This is a genomic window from Flavobacterium sp. LS1P28 (assembly GCF_003970335.1).
Taxonomy (GTDB): domain Bacteria; phylum Bacteroidota; class Bacteroidia; order Flavobacteriales; family Flavobacteriaceae; genus Flavobacterium.
This window is the reverse complement of the sequence record NZ_RYDI01000002.1, coordinates 102,357-119,354: the sequence shown is the minus strand read 5'-3', so window position 1 is coordinate 119,354 and position 16,998 is coordinate 102,357. Positions and strand designations below refer to the sequence as shown.

General features: G+C 36.2%; 14 protein-coding genes and 2 pseudogenes. 10 read left to right on the top strand and 6 right to left on the bottom strand.

Going from position 1 to position 16,998, the window contains the following annotated elements:
• Positions 1 to 24 precede the first annotated feature (24 nt).
• The 3 genes from polA to EKL97_RS02500 all read left to right on the top strand — a co-directional run bounded on the left by polA (position 25) and on the right by EKL97_RS02500 (position 4,467).
• Positions 25 to 2,865, top strand: coding sequence for a DNA polymerase I (polA, locus tag EKL97_RS02510; protein ID WP_126563422.1), 2,841 nt, complete (start codon positions 25 to 27; stop codon positions 2,863 to 2,865).
• A 304-nt stretch (positions 2,866 to 3,169) separates the two neighbouring features.
• Positions 3,170 to 4,078 carry a pseudouridine synthase gene (locus EKL97_RS02505; protein WP_126458390.1) on the top strand — a complete coding sequence of 303 codons (909 nt, stop codon included), beginning with the start codon at positions 3,170 to 3,172 and terminating at the stop codon, positions 4,076 to 4,078.
• Between the two features lie 26 nt (positions 4,079 to 4,104).
• Entirely contained in the window at positions 4,105 to 4,467 is a 363-nt protein-coding gene (locus EKL97_RS02500; protein ID WP_126453986.1) for a nuclear transport factor 2 family protein, read from the top strand.
• A gap of 78 nt (positions 4,468 to 4,545) precedes the next feature.
• Here the strand turns inward: EKL97_RS02500 and EKL97_RS02495 are convergent, their stop codons facing one another.
• Positions 4,546 to 6,693 (bottom strand): M3 family metallopeptidase, encoded by a 2,148-nt coding sequence (locus EKL97_RS02495; RefSeq protein WP_126568001.1) that lies wholly within the window; start codon positions 6,691 to 6,693, stop codon positions 4,546 to 4,548.
• Positions 6,694 to 6,872: 179 nt separating this feature from the next.
• On the opposite strand from EKL97_RS02495, the gene EKL97_RS02490 reads away from it, so the two are divergent.
• Together EKL97_RS02490 and EKL97_RS02485 are read left to right on the top strand one after the other, a co-directional pair.
• Positions 6,873 to 8,639: a DUF885 domain-containing protein gene (locus EKL97_RS02490; RefSeq protein ID WP_126553138.1), complete on the top strand. Its 1,767-nt coding sequence runs from the start codon at positions 6,873 to 6,875 to the stop codon at positions 8,637 to 8,639.
• A 1-nt stretch (position 8,640) separates the two neighbouring features.
• A complete protein-coding gene (locus EKL97_RS02485) occupies positions 8,641 to 9,330 on the top strand; it encodes a hypothetical protein (protein WP_126568000.1) in 690 nt (229 codons plus the stop codon).
• 164 nt (positions 9,331 to 9,494) lie between these two features.
• Here EKL97_RS02485 and EKL97_RS15760 read toward each other — a convergent pair whose 3' ends face one another.
• The 5 genes from EKL97_RS15760 to EKL97_RS02465 all read right to left on the bottom strand — a co-directional run bounded on the left by EKL97_RS15760 (position 9,495) and on the right by EKL97_RS02465 (position 12,213).
• Positions 9,495 to 9,848: a hypothetical protein gene (locus EKL97_RS15760; protein WP_233588539.1), complete on the bottom strand. Its 354-nt coding sequence runs from the start codon at positions 9,846 to 9,848 to the stop codon at positions 9,495 to 9,497.
• On the bottom strand, positions 9,829 to 10,089 hold the full coding sequence (locus tag EKL97_RS15755) for a hypothetical protein (protein ID WP_233579254.1): 261 nt from the start codon (positions 10,087 to 10,089) through the stop codon (positions 9,829 to 9,831). Before EKL97_RS15755 ends, EKL97_RS15760 begins: the two co-directional genes overlap by 20 nt.
• Positions 10,076 to 10,990, bottom strand: a complete 915-nt coding sequence (gene moaCB, locus EKL97_RS02475; RefSeq protein WP_126458380.1) for a bifunctional molybdenum cofactor biosynthesis protein MoaC/MoaB — start codon at positions 10,988 to 10,990, stop codon at positions 10,076 to 10,078. The genes EKL97_RS15755 and moaCB overlap by 14 nt, the downstream gene beginning before the upstream one ends.
• 189 nt (positions 10,991 to 11,179) lie before the next feature.
• The gene (cobA, locus tag EKL97_RS02470) at positions 11,180 to 12,007 is read right to left on the bottom strand and encodes a uroporphyrinogen-III C-methyltransferase (RefSeq protein WP_126567998.1); all 828 of its coding nucleotides are present in this window, start codon (positions 12,005 to 12,007) and stop codon (positions 11,180 to 11,182) included.
• Entirely contained in the window at positions 12,004 to 12,213 is a 210-nt protein-coding gene (locus EKL97_RS02465; protein ID WP_126567996.1) for a hypothetical protein, read from the bottom strand. Before EKL97_RS02465 ends, cobA begins: the two co-directional genes overlap by 4 nt.
• 808 nt (positions 12,214 to 13,021) lie before the next feature.
• Between EKL97_RS02465 and EKL97_RS02460 the strand changes: the two genes are divergently transcribed.
• The 5 genes and pseudogenes from EKL97_RS02460 (at position 13,022) to EKL97_RS02440 (ending at position 16,990) form a co-directional block, all read left to right on the top strand.
• Positions 13,022 to 14,260: a hypothetical protein gene (locus EKL97_RS02460; RefSeq protein WP_126567995.1), complete on the top strand. Its 1,239-nt coding sequence runs from the start codon at positions 13,022 to 13,024 to the stop codon at positions 14,258 to 14,260.
• Between the two features lie 23 nt (positions 14,261 to 14,283).
• Positions 14,284 to 14,460 (top strand): annotated as a pseudogene (locus EKL97_RS15655) (sodium/substrate symporter small subunit); the annotation flags it as partial.
• 169 nt (positions 14,461 to 14,629) lie between these two features.
• Positions 14,630 to 14,833 (top strand): annotated as a pseudogene (locus tag EKL97_RS15650) (hypothetical protein); the annotation flags it as partial.
• Between the two features lie 255 nt (positions 14,834 to 15,088).
• Positions 15,089 to 15,508 (top strand): helix-turn-helix domain-containing protein, encoded by a 420-nt coding sequence (locus EKL97_RS02445; RefSeq protein ID WP_126453860.1) that lies wholly within the window; start codon positions 15,089 to 15,091, stop codon positions 15,506 to 15,508.
• Between the two features lie 102 nt (positions 15,509 to 15,610).
• A complete protein-coding gene (locus EKL97_RS02440; protein WP_126567993.1) occupies positions 15,611 to 16,990 on the top strand; it encodes a porin in 1,380 nt (459 codons plus the stop codon).
• Positions 16,991 to 16,998 lie beyond the last annotated feature (8 nt).

The following is a 16,998-nucleotide window of genomic DNA, read 5'->3' as shown; positions in this document are numbered from 1 at the left end:
AAAACTTTACAAAAATTACAATTCATGTCACAACAAAAACGCCTGTTTCTTCTTGATGCCTATGCCTTAATCTTCAGAGGCTATTATGCTTTTATAAAAAATCCACGGATCAATTCTAAAGGAATGGATACATCCGCCATTATGGGTTTTATGAATTCATTGATGGATGTTATAAAAAGAGAAAAACCAGATCATTTAGCCGTTGCTTTTGACAATGGTGGCAGCCAGTTGAGAAATGACATCTTCCCGGAATACAAAGCCCATCGTGATGCTACTCCGGAAGCCATAAAAATTGCTATTCCTTATATCCAAGATTTACTGAAAGCCATGCATATTCCTATAATAGAAGTCAAAGGCTATGAGGCTGATGACCTAATTGGGACCATTGCCAAACAAGCCGAAAAACAAAATTATAAAGTTTTTATGGTCACCCCGGATAAGGATTTTGCACAACTTGTTTCTGAAAACATATTTATGTACAAACCTGCCCGAATGGGGAATGGAATAGAGATCTGGGGAATTCCTGAGGTTTTGGCAAAATTTGAAATTGAACGCCCGGATCAGGTAATCGATTTCCTTGGAATGATGGGTGATGCAGCGGATAATATTCCAGGACTTCCCGGGGTAGGCGAAGTCACTGCAAAGAAGTTTCTAAAAGAATTTGGAACCATGGAAAATCTTTTAGCTAATACGGATAAGCTGAAAGGAAAAATGAAAGAGAACATTGAGGCGAACAAGGAAAAAGGATTATTATCTAAAACCTTAGCCACAATTTTACTGGATTGTCCCGTTATTTTTGATGAAACGGACTATGAATTATCCACTCCTGATGTCGAAAAAACAGACGCACTGTTCAACGAGTTAGAATTCCGCCGAATGGCAGAGCAGTTTGACGCTATATTCAAAAAAGGAGCGACTGCGACCACCAATAACCCGGTTGATGAAACTAAATTATATAAAAAAACACAACCTAAAACTGAAGAACAATTTGATCTTTTTGGAAGTGCCATTCAGGAAGATTCATCAGAAGAAACACGCCATCAATATTATAGTTCACTAGCAAACACAGAACATTCGTATCAGATAATCCAAGGGGATTTAGGGCTGAAGTTGCTGTTGCAAAATTTACAAAAACAAGCTTCAGTATGTTTTGACACCGAAACAACTGGTCTAGATGCTTTGCATGCCGAATTAGTGGGGATTTCGTTTTCTTTCGAAAAAGGAAAAGGATTCTATGTTCCTTTTCCGGAAAATCAAGAGGAAGCACAAGTTTTAATCGAGAAATTCATTCCTTTTTTCGAAAATGAAAACATCGAGAAAATTGGTCAGAATTTAAAATACGATTTAAAGATACTCTCTAATTACAAGGTTACCGTAAAAGGAAAACTATTCGATACCATGATTGCACATTATCTAATCAATCCGGATATGCGTCATAATATGGATATTTTGGCAGAAACATATTTAAAATATTCCCCGCAATCTATTGAAACTTTAATTGGGAAAAAAGGAAAAAACCAGAAATCAATGCGCGACGTTGAACTGGAAGAAATCAAAGAATATGCGGTTGAAGACGCTGATGTAACTTTGCAACTCAAGGAAATATTCACTTTAGAATTAGACAAAACCGGCACCAAAAAACTTTTTGAGGAAATCGAAATTCCATTGGTACCTGTTTTGGCCGCTATGGAAAAAGAAGGAATCCGCGTAGATGTCGATTTCTTGAAATCCCTGTCGAAAACCTTGGATGATGATATAAAGATACTGGAAGCAAATATTTATGAAACTGCCGGTGAAAAATTCAATCTCGCTTCCCCAAAACAACTGGGCGATGTATTATTTGACAAATTGAAAATTGGAGGAGCCAAACAAAAGAAAACCAAAACCGGTCAATACGCAACTGGAGAGGAAATCTTAAGTTATTTAGCCGCTGAAAACCCAATTGTAAAAGACATTCTGGATTGGCGACAATTGATAAAGCTGCAAAACACGTATGTTGATGCTTTACCCAACCAAGTTGACAAAATCACGAACCGCATACACACCGATTATATGCAAACCGTTGCGGCAACAGGACGATTGAGTTCGAATAATCCCAACTTACAAAACATCCCGATTCGAACCGAACGTGGCCGACAAATCCGGAAAGCATTTGTGGCACGAGATGAAAATTACACATTGGTTTCTGCAGATTATTCCCAAATAGAATTGCGGGTAATTGCTGCATTAAGCGGTGAAGAAAACATGATCAAAGCCTTTCAGAATCACGAAGACATTCACAAATCTACTGCTTCAAAAGTCTTTAATGTTCCGCTGGAAGAAGTGACTCGCGAGCAACGAAGTCATGCCAAAACGGTCAATTTCGGAATTATATATGGTGTTTCGGCTTTTGGATTGAGCAATCAAACTAACTTATCTCGTAAAGAGAGCGCTGATTTGATTGAAGCGTATTACCAAACCTATCCAAGATTAAAGTCCTATATACAGAATCAAATAGATTTTGCAAGAGAGAACGGCTATGTGCAAACCATCCTGGGTCGTCGTCGTTATTTGAAAGATATCAATTCACAAAACGCCATTGTTCGTGGTGGAGCAGAACGAAATGCGGTAAACGCACCAATTCAAGGCAGTGCTGCTGATATCATCAAAATTGCAATGATTAATATTCACGGAAAACTAACCTCTGAAAATTGGAAAAGTAAAATGTTGCTACAGGTTCATGATGAGCTTGTGTTTGATGTGCATAATGATGAACTCGAAAAAATCAAACCGATGATAAAATATGAAATGGAAAATGCTTTCAAGTTAAATGTTCCACTAGAAGTAGATCTTGGTACTGGCAAAGACTGGCTGGAAGCGCATTAATAACTGCTTGAAATATCCCAGAAAGATTGCATCTAATAGTACAATTAGTGCTTTATTGCGGCAGTATTTCACTGTTTCATTCCTGATAAAACGAACAAAAAACAACTTATGAAAACAGCAAGATGACTAGATTTTTTTTGTTTTAAAAAGAAAAGGGGGAACAGTAGAAATCGAGAGCCATCTCTAAAAAGCGAATTTAATTTTTTTTAATTCGCTTATTAACAAGCCAGTTACCTTTTTTATAATTGCCATCTATTGATTCTCAATTATATAAATACTATCTTTGCGCAAATTAAGGAATATTATGAATAATAAGCAAGGCAACAATAAAGGAAGTGGTGCTAGAACAAATAGTTCAAGACCAAGTTCTAACAAGCCAAAACCTGCGATGCAAAAACGGGCACAAGGGCCAAAAAAAGTTAAAATAAATACTAAAGTTGTAGCTGTCGATACGGATAAAGTAGAAAAAAAACCAAATCAAGCTCCTAAAAGACCAAAGGTAAAAGACGAAATCCGTTTGAATAAATACATCGCTAATTCTGGGGCATGCTCGCGTCGTGATGCGGATATTTACATTCAATCCGGAACTGTAAAAGTAAATGGAATTCCCGTTATCGAAATGGGATATATGGTAAAACCGGGAGACGTAGTAAATTTTGACGGCGCCACTTTGACACCGGAGAAAAAAGTATACATCTTATTGAACAAACCAAAAAACTTTACTACTGCGATGGACGAAGGTCAGGAATATCGTAATGTACTGGAACTAGTAAAAGGCTCTACAACAGCAAAAATTGGCGCTATTGGGAGAATGGACAAGAATACAACTGGTTTACTATTGTTTACGAATGATACGGATATGATTCGTAAATTTACGTTACCAAGTCAAAAATCATCTAAAATCTACCAAGTTTCATTAGATAAAAACTTGAAATTTGAGGATTTAGAAAAAATAAACAAAGGACTGACTCTTGACGGACACCGTGTTTTTGTGGAAGATGTAAGCTACATTGACGGAGAAGCGAAAAGTGAAATTGGATTACAGTTGAGATCCGCTAACGTGAAAGTGGTTCGTAATATTTTTGAACATTTCAGTTATGATGTGTTGCGAATTGACAGAGTTGCTTTTGCTGGTTTGACTAAAAAGAATTTGCCAAGAGGAAACTGGAGATTGCTTACTGAACAAGAAATTATCAATTTGAAGAACGTTTAATATTTCTTTGAAATTATAAAATTAGTATGATGCCAGAAAAATTACAATCTATAGCTTTTAAATGGTTTGAAACTTTCAACAATAAAGAATTAGAAAAACTATTGTCTTTGTATGATGACGATGCTGTGCATTTTAGTCCAAAACTAAAAATATTCAAACCCGAAAGCAACGGTTTTGTCACCGGCAAAGAAGCCTTGCGAGAATGGTGGAAAGATACTTTTGAACGTTTGCCGAGTTTGAATTACAATGTAAAATCGCTTACCGCAAATGGTGACCGCGTTTTTATGGAATACATACGAACGGTAGCTGGTGAAGAAGATTTACTGGTAGCAGAAGTATTAGATATCAGAGAAGGTAAAATAATTGCTTCCAGAGTGTATCACGGATAAGCCTTTTTTGAAGGACAATAAAAAACCCTACAACACATTATTTGTATTGTAGGGTTTTTGCTTTAGAACAAAATTATTTTATCCTTTTATCTTTTTAAATACTTCTTCTTTTTTGTCCAAACCACGTTTTCTCAACAGCGGTTCAATACTTGGCTCCGCACCGCGGAAACGTTTGTACAAAACCATCGGATCTTCTGTCCCTCCTTTTTCCAAAACATTCTCACGGAATAATTTGGCTTTTTCAGGATTGAACAAAGTAGTTGTTTTGAACGCTTCAAAAGCATCCGTATCTAAAACTCCTGACCATATATAACTGTAATATCCAGAAGAATATCCTCCAGAGAATATATGACTGAAATACGTACTTCGGTATCTTGGAATAATAGATGCAATCAAACCAATTTTTGTCATTGCTGCTTTTTCGAAAGCGTTTGCATCAACGGTAATGTTTTTGGTTTGAGAATGGTATTCTAAATCCAATAAAGAAGCTGCTAGATATTCTGTTGTAGTAAAACCTTGGTCAAAAGTCCCTGCTTTTTTTAATTTATTCACCAATGTTTCTGGAATCACTTCCCCAGTTTTATAATGCTTTGCATACATTTTTAAGACCTCTGGTTCAGCTGCCCAATTCTCCATAATTTGAGAAGGAAGTTCTACAAAATCTCTTGGAACACTTGTTCCTGCTAAACTTTTATAGGTCACATTAGACAGCATTCCGTGTAAAGAATGTCCAAACTCGTGAAAGAAAGTCGTAACCTCATCAAATGTCAAAAGTGCTGGGGCATTCGCTGATGGTTTAGTAAAATTACAAACAATAGAAACTACTGGAGCCACGCGTTTTCCGTCAACCGTTTTTTGAGTTCTGTACGAGGTCATCCATGCACCGCCTCGTTTGGATTCACGCGGATGAAAGTCCATGTATAAAACACCCAAATGGGTTCCGTCTTTCTCAGTCACTTCCCAAACTGTAACATCTTCATGGTATTTTGGAACATCCGTCAATACTTTAAACTGAAGCCCGTATAGCTTTTCGGTTACTTGAAAAACGCCTTTTCTAACATTTTCTAAACTGAAATACGGCTTTAATTCTTCTTCGTCTAAATCAAAACGTTCTTTTCTGATTTTCTCCGTGTAATACCTCCAGTCATACGGCTGTACGGCACCTTTAATTCCTTCTTTAGCCATCATTTTCTGAATATCGGCAGCTTCCGTTTTAGCAATTTTCAAAGCTGGTTTCCACAAATCATTCAATAGCTTATTCACATTTTCGGGAGTTTTAGCCATTGATTCTTCCAAGACATAATTAGAATGTGATTTATACCCTAATAATCGTGCTTTTTGCCCACGAAGATTTGCTAATGCTATTGCATTCTTTTTATTGTCAAATTCATTATCTTGATTACCTCTAGTCTGGTAGGCATTCCAAATTTGCTTGCGCAATTCTCGATTAGAACTGTATTGCAGAAATGGCATCACACTGGAATTAGAAAGGGTAAAAACCCATTTTCCTTCTTTGCCTTTTGCTTTGGCATCAACAGCTGCAGCATCAATTAATCCTTGTGGCAATCCGGACAAATCTTTTTTGGCATCAACAACCAACTCGTATGAATTAGTCTCCGCCAAAATATTCTGTCCATACTTTAAACTGGTCAGCGAAAGATCTCCGTTTATTTTACGCAATATTTCCTTGTCAGCATTTGATAAATTGGCTCCACTACGAACGAAATCTTTGTACGCATTATCCAAAATTTTAGCCTGTTCTAAATTCAGTCCCAAAGTTTCTTTTTTGTCCCAAAGCGTTTTTACTTTTGCGAATAATTTCTCGTTCAGGTAAATATTATCTCTGTGCGCGGAAAGATTTGGTGCCATTTCTTTGGCAATATTCTGAATCTCTTTATTGGTATTCGCCGAATTCAGATTAGAAAAAACCGTATTCACATTCGATAATAATTCCCCTGCATTTTCCATGGCAAGAATAGTATTCTCAAAAGTAGCGGGTTGCGTATTATTTGCAACAGCATCAACCTCCGCTTGATGGGTACTAATTCCCTCTAAAATCGCGGGCTTAAAATGTTCGTTTTTAATTTTATCGAAAGGCGGCACATTAAACGGCGTGTCGTAAGCCTGAAAAAATGGATTCATACTAGTGTTCTCTTGTTTTTCTTGTGCTTCAATTGTTAGCATATTTCCGATAACTAACAAAATAAAAAAGGATTTTTTTCTCATTTAGGTGTGATTAATTAAAAAAGTAAATTTAGCAGAAATCTACTAAAAACAAACTGTACGATGGCGCGTTAACTAAATTTTATGACAAATAAAGATGTTTTTACAAACGAAAAACTATTCTTACATTTGAATTTGAAAAAAAAACAATAAATTAGCTCAATCTATTACCAAATATAATTATGAAAAAAATAACCACTCTTTTACTTTCCGTAACCACTTCATTATTGCTACTTAATTGTAAATCGGAAGAAAAAAAACAAGACTTTAGCAGTCTGACAGAAAATTATTTTGACGACAAAAATGCTATGAATCCTCTGGATGCGACCCAAAGTGGTCAAAACCAATACAACGACCAACTGCAGTTTGAAATGACGGACAGTTTTAGAAAATCACAAGAAGCTTTCTTTGACAAATACCAAACTGCCTTAAAAGGATTTGCTATTGAAGACTTATCCGAAGAGGAAAAAAACAGTTACGAAATCATCAAATGGGAAGTTGAAATCGGGAAAGATTTATTAAAACAACCGACAAATTTGCTGCCGGTACATCAATTTTGGGGAACACATCTAACCATGGGACAATTTGCGGGAGGAACCGGTGCACAACCATTTAAGACAGAACAAGATTACACCAATTTCCTAAAAAGAATGGACAAATATGCTGTCTGGATCGATTCAGCAATGGTGTATATGAAAAAAGGAATGGCAAAAGGGGTTGTTTTACCAAAATCATTAACGGTAAAACTGATTCCACAATTTGCAGAAATGGCTACACCTAAAATCGAAGACAATTTGTTTTATTCTTCTATAATACTCCTGCCTACTACTTTTCCTGACAGAATCAAAAACGAGTTAACCGCAAAATATACCGCAACCATCAACAACAAATTGATTCCGCAATACAAGAAAATGGCCGATTTCCTGAATAAAGAATATCTTCCTGCTTCCAGAGCTACCAGCGGAATAGGAAGTTTGCCTTTTGGAAAAGAGTTATATGCCACGTATGTAAAACAATGGACCACTACTGATATGACTCCCGAACAAATTCACGAACTGGGATTAAAAGAAGTCGCACGATTGAACGCCGAAATGGAAAAGGTAAAAACGCAAGTAGGTTTCAAAGGCACTTTATTAGAATTCTTTGAAGTGGTTAGAAACAAAAAAGAATTAAAACCATTTACAAAACCAGAAGAGGTTATAGCCAATTTTCAAAGCATTTATACCCGAATCAAACCGAATGTAGATAAATTATTCGCACTCCAACCCAAGACGAAGTTTGAAATCAGAAGAACAGAAGCCTTTAGAGAAAAAACGGCTAGCGCCGAGTACAATCAAGGAACTGCTGATGGTTCGCGCCCAGGCATTTTCTATGTTCCGATACCTGATGTAGCGAATTATAATATGTACGGCGATGAAGATTTGTTTTTGCATGAAGCCGTTCCTGGACACCATTTCCAAATATCCTTGCAGCAGGAAAACGAAAATCTTCCTGACTTCAGAAAATTCAATTGGTTTGGCGCTTATGGTGAGGGTTGGGCTTTGTACACGGAAAGCTTAGGAAAAGAACTGGGATTGTATCAAGATCCATATCAATACTTTGGAATGCTGGGCAATGAAATGCACCGCGCAGTGCGACTAGTAGTTGACACTGGACTGCACTCCAAAGGCTGGACTAGAGCGCAAGCCATCCAATATTCATTAGCAAATGAGGCCGAAAGTGAAGCTAGTATTATTCCAGAAATAGAGCGGTATATGGCCATCCCTGGACAGGCTTTATCCTATAAAATTGGTCAGTTGAAGATTCTAGAATTACGTAAAAAAGCCGAAACAAAAATGGGTGCTAAATTCGATATTAAAAAATTCCATGAAAAAGTATTGGAATCCGGTGTAATGCCTTTAGCGATATTAGAAAATAAAATTAATGCTTGGATACCTAAATCTAACTAAAATGAAAAAAATAACCGTTAACGTCTTATTCCTGTTCTGCATTGTTTTAAATAGCTATTCTCAAGGATATCTTGATAAAATTGACCCATACTCAACTGGTGTATTATATCGAAGCACTGATTTAAACAATCCTGTTTTAGCAAAAACAGAAGGCACGCAGTACCTCAATAAAGACTTTCAATTAGCGGAAGTTTCTGATGTTCCAAAAAAATTAATGGTGCGATACAATGCCGTCACAGACACTCTAGAGATTCAAAGTGAGGGTGACCAATTCTTTTCGCTCACAAAAAAAGCTCCATATAATACCATCACTATGGTTTCTAACCAAAATAAATTAAAACTTTTAAATTACACAAATAAAGAAGGCGACGTTTATGGGTACCTATCTGAATTACATGGTACAAGCTATCTCGCCTTGTACCGAAGAGATAAAATTATACTCCAAAAAGCAACAGAGGCCAGAACAAGCTATCAGCAAGCTAAACCCGCAAAATTTGTTAAAACAAATGCAGAGTATTATCTAAGTTTAGAAAATAAAACAGCAAGACCAATGCCAAAGAACAAGAAAGAGCTTCAAGACTTGTTCCCAATGAAAAAAGAGAAAATTGCAGTTTACTTAAAAAAGAATACCTTTTCTTTGAAAGAGGAAAAGAGTATTATTGAAATTGCAAAATTTCTTTCTGCTTTATAGAAACTTCACTAAAAAACATAGAAATCCGGAGATATACCTGATGACTCGGATATGTGAGCGCAACGATAGTGGACTTGCTAACTTTCCTCTCTAACCCCGGGGTAAAGCCTCGAGGAATTCAACTGATTGAAGAATTTGATTATGGGCACGAGCGGGCAATGTCATTAAGTTAAGGGGTTATTGTTTTTAATGGCAAAAGCAATCAAGTTTTCTATCGCTTCGCCATTTCTGAAAGGCGTCAGTAAATCTGTTTCGGAGTTAGAGAACAGACAGTTTTTTAGTTGCCCATTGGCCGTAAGGCGAATTCTGTTGCAACTGTAACAAAAAGGATTGGCTATCGAACTGATAATTCCAAAACTTCCCAAATAGTTTCGTGTTTTTAATTCTCTGGCAGTGAAGTTTTTATCGTCTTCTAATTTCTCTACATCGGATTGCCGGAAATGATGTAACACCTGATCCAGAATCTCCTTTTGAGCAACCATTTTGCTCTTGTTCCACTCATTTCCTCCAAAAGGCATGAATTCTATAAACCGAATCGAAATCGGTCAATCTTATTTTGTCAACACCATTATTGACGAATATTTGGGCGATTGCTTGAATTTCGTCAGTCGTCATCAGGCTCGCTTTTGGAGGTACTACAATTCCATCGACCGGCATGCAATAGGTGCAACGCAAATTGTATTTCTCAATTAGAGAAATACGTAAATAGTGGTGTTTACATCCAAAATCATTCGATAAAACAGCCTTATTTGATATCATGATTATTGCCTTTCAAAATATGAAAAACATGCAGCACATGAGGAAATATCGCATCCATAGATTCCTTTGCGCCATTGGTTGAACCTGGCAAAGCCAATACCAACGAATTCCCTAAAGTTCCCGCGACTGTTCTGGAAAGCATGGAATACGGCATGCGTTGTTGCCCATAACTGCGTATGGCTTCCTCGATTCCCGGAATTCGGGTTTCTAATAAAGGTTCCAGTGCTTGCGGGGTAACATCTCTTGGCGAAAGCCCGGTTCCTCCTGTAAAAATGATTAATTGATTTTCTTTGGCAAAAGCTTTAGTCCGCTCCTGAATCACATCAATTTCATCCGGTATGATTTCGTAATGCGTCGTTTCTACACCGCTAATTTCCAATTTTTCAACGATTATTTTTCCGGAACGATCTTGTTTATCTCCCGCAAAAATAGAATCGGAACAAACGAAAACCGCCGCTTTAATTGCGGATGGAAATCTATTTTTAAAAGACGATTTTCCGCCCTCCTTACTAATTAATTTAATGGTTGAAATCTCGATATTTTTATCAATTGGTTTCAGCATGTCATACATCGTAAGCGCCACAATCGAAGCACCGTGCATCGCCTCTACCTCAACTCCGGTTTTGTAAACCGTTTTCACGTTGAAAATAATATCAATGCGTAATTCGTTAATTTCATATTCCACCGATGTAAATTCAATTGGAATAGGATGGCAATCCGGAATGGATAAATGCGTGTTTTTCACGGCAAATAAACCAGCCGTTTTAGCCATTTCCAGTACGTTTCCTTTGGGAACCAGATTATTTATAACGGCGTCAATTGTGGCTTGAAGACTCACAATTACTGTGGCCTTTGCGGTTGCTGTACGAAGCGTACTTATTTTATGTGTGATATCAACCATTTTTTTTTAAATGTTTAAAGTTTCAGGTTAAATCTGATAACGACTAATTATAGAAACTACGAACTACTTTTTAATTATTTTTGTACTTTAAAATGTTTAAGACAATCATTAAAGACAATCGCTATCGACAACGGACTTTATGACTTTCAACTTTAAGACCTTCAACTCGGTTACTTTATGATATTTATACTACAACCTATTTTTATTCCCCGTAAAAGTACTGTTTTCAACTATTTCTTTATCAGAAACAGGTACATCTTCAACATTCTTCTTTTGAAAATAAGCCGTTAGTTTTGAAGCATTACGTACCACTTCTCCAATGACAATAATTGCAGGTGACGAAAGTTGGTGTTCTTGAACCAATTTCACAATAGAATTGATGGTTCCCACCACTTTTTTCTCCGTGTCTTTTGTTCCGTTCTGAATGATGGCAACCGGTAAATCATCGGTTCTGTTGTTTTGATAAATCGAAATAATTTCGTCTAATTTATTCATTCCCATCAAAATAACCACCGTTGCCGCAGATTGCGATGCCAAAGCCACATCTTTAGATAATTTATGATTCGAAGTAGTTCCGGTGATTACCCAGAAACTTTCAGCAATTTTTCGCTGTGTCAAACTGATTCCGTTAGACGCCGGGACACCTAAAGCCGATGAAATTCCGGGAACAATTGCGGTTTCCAAATCAAATTTTTCAGCATATTCAATCTCTTCGCTTCCTCTTCCAAAAACAAATGGATCGCCGCCTTTCAACCGGACGACATGACCAAAACGTTTTGCCATCGATACAATCAATTCATTAATTTGATCTTGACTGTAGGCGTGACAACCTAAACGTTTCCCCACAAAAATAATTTCTGCCTGCGTCGCATATTGCAACAATTCTTCATTTACAAGGGCATCATACAAAACAACAGCGGCACTTTCTAATACTTTGATCGCTTTCAAAGTAATCAGCTCTATATCTCCAGGACCAGCCCCTACGATTGTCAATTTTGGTGTATTGGAATTTTTCATTTTAACTGGGATAAATTGGTATTCAATTCGTTCAACTCGGCAACAGAATTTATATTTTTAAACACCTGTCGTTTTTCATTCGGAATTGGAATCAATTGGTATTGTACAGATGCAATGGAGCGTGTCATTTTCAAATCATTTTCATCAATTGCCTTTTTTAAAACTGGCACTATTCGTTTCGGATAGATTCCTATCAAAGGATGCATCCGATTTGCCTCTTCAAAAGCAGTTTTTTATTTATGATAAATAAATTAGATTTATACAAAAAGACAAAAATTATATTAAAATCCTAGTCGTTTTATCGTTTTAGTTAAAAAATAAAAATAATTCAAGATACAGTCAATATGTGATTATTAAGCAAAAAACCTATTGTATCGTCGTTTATTAAGATAATTAACTGAATATAAAACAGAATAATATAAAAATATATGTTATTTTTTACATAATTCGTTTTTTGGATAATTGCAAATTTACTATAGTTATGCAAAATTTATATACACACGAACCTTTTCTTCTTTAAAAAAAATAGTTACACAGAGCTTAAGCTCTGTAAGCAATACAAAAAAAAGAAAGATACTAATAAATTTTATTTGAGAAATATTTATAAAACAACCACTGCATTTCCCTTATTACTCTTTTTTAATACAACAAAAGCATTCCTAATTTAAGAAATCGTATTGATTTTAAAACAAGGCAAGAATCGTGTTGTTCCCGCTGAACCAATAGCGGTTAAATTCCTTAAAAAAAATATAATTACAAATAAAAATAATTTAAAACATTGATTTTTAGAATTTTAATTGAATACGCTTCGTCAAAAACCAATCCATTTTTGTTCTTGTCAGGCATGTATCAACCACAAACATACTTATCTATTCCGGTGCATTCAGGCTTTAATTTAAATAAAAACTATAGTATTTAACTTATATATATACCATATATTTTTATACTAAATATAAAATTGGACTTTAGCATTGTTGCAAGAATATTTTTTAACGCCTTAAATTCTAATTTATTATGAAAAAAACGTATTTGATAGTTTTCGTATTGCTCTTCTCTTTAAAAGGTTTTTCACAAGGTTCTCCAGATTATGGGGCTGGGATGAAATTCGATTTAAATGACGAAGGAACAAAATATCTAAGGGTGATTTCCTGGGCTCAAATTTGGTCCCAATACAATTCGGATCGCCCTTTAGATGCCAATGGAAACCAACAAGGCGATCTCGATTTTAGCGTTAGGAGATCCAGAGTATTATTGTTAGCACAAATTAATAAAGACTTTCTGATAGTCACTCATGTTGGATTGAATAGTTTAAATGCTAATTCAATGACGCCAACCGGACTTGGTGATGGCCCACAATTTTTTCTTCATGATGCATGGGCACAGTACAGTGTGGGCGCAAATAATGCCGTGGGAGCAGGGCTGCATTATTGGAACGGAATCTCCAGAATGAACAACCAAGGAACTTTGAACTTAATGACCTTAGACAATACGCGTCAAGGCTGGGCTACGCTGGGTTTATCGGATCAATTTGCCAGACATATTGGGGTTTATGCAAAAGGAACCGTTGGAAAGTTACAGTATCGCGTTTCTGTGAATGAAGCCTCAAATAATAATTTAGAACAATTAGTTGTGCCTACTAATGATGGAGCCGCCACCTATACCGGCAGAAGGTTATTGGGTTCAAAAGCTGCCGGAAAAACCTTTGCCGGTTATTTTGAATACAGCCTTTTTGATACCGAAAGTAATGTTTTGCCCTATAAAGTAGGATCCTATTTAGGAACACAAAAAGTATTTAATATTGGAGCCGGTTTTTTTTCCCATCCTAATGGTGCAGTCGTAGCGGATGCTTCGGGAAATATAAGTGGTGAAAATGTAAACATTTTTGCTCTGGATGCTTTTTACGATGTCCCAGTTGGCACTAAAGGAGGTGCCATAACCGCTTATGGTATGTTTCAAAAAACAGATTATGGCGAAAATTTTAGATTAGGAACTACATACGAAACCGGCTCTCTAGTTCACGGTCATGTAGGGTATGTTATTCCGGGAGAATCTAAAACCCGTATCCAGCCGTATGTATCTTATGACAATCGTCAAATTGATGTTTTAGATGATTCTGCAAATCAATTTGGAATTGGCGCCAATGCTTATTTCAGCGGCCATAATTCAAAATTAACGTTAGAATTTCAATCTCTGAAATATGCTACGTTCAACACCATCAATACCATTACATTGCAAGCCATGATCTATTTATAAATTAATCTATTAAAAAAAACAGTATGACAACACCAGAAAACGCAAGCGCCTATTGTAAGGAAAATATACGATACCTCTTTATTTTACTAGCGATCTAGCTTATCGCTTCTTTTGGAGCAGGAATACTATTTGCAGAACAATTAAACACCATAAAACTGGGCGGATTTCCACTGGGATTTTGGTTTGCACAGCAAGGATCCGGCTTTTATAGCCACTGCTGAAGCAAAAGGATTCGGCTTTTATAGCCACTGCTGAAGCAAAAGGATTAAAGGGAAGTGAACTAAAAAATGACAATGACATTATGGTATTGGCAAATCCGGAAATTGCCAATTTACCGGATTGGGTTATTGCTTTGGTAGCTGCGGGCGCTTTGGCATTTCTCCAGAAGGTTTTGGTACAATCGCTATGCTAGCCAATTTCATTGTTGCTTTTATTATCAATAGTTTTACACCGGAACCACCGCAGGAAGTTCAGGAAATTGTAGAAAACATCCGAATTCCTTCTGGTGTTGGTGAAGACTCCTCCTTTAGAACCAATTTCAATACCAATAAAAAGCGCTATTCTTCAGATTGAATAGCGCTTTTTATTTACTACCGAAGATATTTTTGTCTAAAAAAAGTCACTACAAAGAGGCAAACCCTATTTAATTTTCAACACCTATTTAATTTCTATTTTCTAAAAACCATTTTATATAAAACTGCATTTATCTACTTATAATTAAAGCATTCCCCAATAAAAACAGATAGTGTGCAAAATAAATCCATTTTTTTTACACAATTCATTTTTAAATTGTTGCTAAATTACTATATTTATGCAAAATTTATATATATGGAGATTTTAAGCTGTCCTAAATGCCAAAACAATCAGATTATAAAAAGCGGCATAATTAACAGTAAACAAAGGTATTTATGCAAAAAATGCAAGTATTTTTTCACGGTTAACAAAATAGGAAAAAAGATTGATGATTACTATGTTACCAAGGCTTTACAGCTGTATCTGGAAGGACTCAGTTTTCGAGAAATAGAGCGTATTCTTGGCGTTTCACATGTTACGATCAGCAATTGGGTAAAGTCCTTTAACATCAAAAAACCTTCGCACGCAAACTACCACCCTACTTATAAGATTTTTAGTCACTTAGAACTGGTAGAATACCTCAAAAACAAACAATTGTTATCCGGGGCAGGCATGATCATTACAGAACTAGGAGACAAATTTATGCTCATAAAATGGGAACGATTCAAGGACTAACTATATATCTTTACATAAAAATATATCAAAATTTTTTTCTAGAATTAAATAACTCAATTTGGCACTTTATTAACCAACCATTTAATAACCAAAATTTTATTTATGAAAAAAATATTTTTTATAGCGGTACTATTATTATTGTCGCTAAAAAGTTTTTCACAAGGCTCTACTGACTATGGCGCTGGATTGAAATTTAACCTGAACGAAGACGGTTCCAAATTCATGCGTGTAATTGCATGGAACCAGATCTGGATGCGTTCCTCTCAGATGAATCCAGGAACAATGATTGGTGGCGAAGCAACTTCAACTGCAACCGACATTGGTAATCGACGTTTGCGTTTTCTAGCTTATGCACAAGTATCCAAAAGATACATGATCTTAACCCATTTTGGAATCAACAACCAAACTTTTATTAACGGTGGTGCAGCAGGATCCTCAGGTACTGGTGGCTACGGTGCCGGAAAAAAACCAGGTTTATTCTTTCATGACGCATGGAATGAATATGCAGTTGTATTGCCAGAAAAAGATAAGAAATTTAGTTTCACCCTCGGTGCTGGATTGCACTACTACATGGGATTGTCTAGACTTACGATGGCTTCAACGCTAAACTTCTTAACCATAGACGCCCCTGTTTTTAACTGGCCTTTAATAGAGAACTCCGATCAGTTTGCCAGACAAGTAGGTTTATTCGCTAAAGGAAAATACGGTAAGTTAGAATACAGAATGAGTTATAATAAACCATATGCTACGAATTTAACACCTACAAATACCTCGAATGCATCGAATGCCGTAGCTGTAGATAACAGTGGAAATACAAAATGGTCTAAAGCGGGTTATTTTGAGTATCAATTTTTAGATCAAGAAGCTAATGTATTGCCTTTTAAAGTAGGTAGCTATTTAGGAACTAAAAAAGTATTCAACATTGGCGCTGGTTTTTACACTGCGCCTGATGCCACAAAAACTTCTGTAAACAGCACTATCAACAAACATGACATCAAACTTTTCTCTGCCGATGTTTTTCTTGATATGCCTATTGGAAAAAAAGAAAACAAAATGGCAGTTACAGCTTACAGTGTACTATATGATTATGATTTTGGTCCTAATTATTTGCGTAATGTTGGGATTATGAATATTGGCTCAGTAGATCCAAATTTCACAGGGAGTAGAGCTATAGCGGGAGCTGGAAATGCACAGCCAACGATGGGATCTGGAAATATTTGGTACACACAAGCTGGTGTTTTATTGCCATGTAAAGAAGCGAAACCTAAAATTCGTATCCAGCCTTTTAGTGCTGTTACCTATAAAAACTTTGATGCTTTGGAACAATCAAGCACACAGTTTGATGTAGGATCTAACTTTTTCCTAGATGGACACCATGCCAAAATAACGGCACAATATTCAACTAGACCCGTATACACCTCTCTTACAAACCGCTCAGGATCATTAGGAGACTTCATAGTACAACTTCAAATTTATCTATAATCAATTTT

What these genes read in the sequence shown, in the direction of transcription:
- polA (WP_126563422.1), top strand. Translation starts at nt 25, where the DNA reads ATGTCACAACAAAAACGCCTGTTTCTTCTTGATGCCTATGCCTTAATC.
- EKL97_RS02505 (WP_126458390.1), top strand. Translation starts at nt 3,170, where the DNA reads ATGAATAATAAGCAAGGCAACAATAAAGGAAGTGGTGCTAGAACAAAT.
- EKL97_RS02500 (WP_126453986.1), top strand. Translation starts at nt 4,105, where the DNA reads ATGATGCCAGAAAAATTACAATCTATAGCTTTTAAATGGTTTGAAACT.
- EKL97_RS02495 (WP_126568001.1), bottom strand. Translation starts at nt 6,693, where the DNA reads ATGAGAAAAAAATCCTTTTTTATTTTGTTAGTTATCGGAAATATGCTA.
- EKL97_RS02490 (WP_126553138.1), top strand. Translation starts at nt 6,873, where the DNA reads ATGAAAAAAATAACCACTCTTTTACTTTCCGTAACCACTTCATTATTG.
- EKL97_RS02485 (WP_126568000.1), top strand. Translation starts at nt 8,641, where the DNA reads ATGAAAAAAATAACCGTTAACGTCTTATTCCTGTTCTGCATTGTTTTA.
- EKL97_RS15760 (WP_233588539.1), bottom strand. Translation starts at nt 9,848, where the DNA reads ATGCCTTTTGGAGGAAATGAGTGGAACAAGAGCAAAATGGTTGCTCAA.
- EKL97_RS15755 (WP_233579254.1), bottom strand. Translation starts at nt 10,089, where the DNA reads ATGATATCAAATAAGGCTGTTTTATCGAATGATTTTGGATGTAAACAC.
- moaCB (WP_126458380.1), bottom strand. Translation starts at nt 10,990, where the DNA reads ATGGTTGATATCACACATAAAATAAGTACGCTTCGTACAGCAACCGCA.
- cobA (WP_126567998.1), bottom strand. Translation starts at nt 12,007, where the DNA reads ATGAAAAATTCCAATACACCAAAATTGACAATCGTAGGGGCTGGTCCT.
- EKL97_RS02465 (WP_126567996.1), bottom strand. Translation starts at nt 12,213, where the DNA reads ATGCATCCTTTGATAGGAATCTATCCGAAACGAATAGTGCCAGTTTTA.
- EKL97_RS02460 (WP_126567995.1), top strand. Translation starts at nt 13,022, where the DNA reads ATGAAAAAAACGTATTTGATAGTTTTCGTATTGCTCTTCTCTTTAAAA.
- EKL97_RS02445 (WP_126453860.1), top strand. Translation starts at nt 15,089, where the DNA reads ATGGAGATTTTAAGCTGTCCTAAATGCCAAAACAATCAGATTATAAAA.
- EKL97_RS02440 (WP_126567993.1), top strand. Translation starts at nt 15,611, where the DNA reads ATGAAAAAAATATTTTTTATAGCGGTACTATTATTATTGTCGCTAAAA.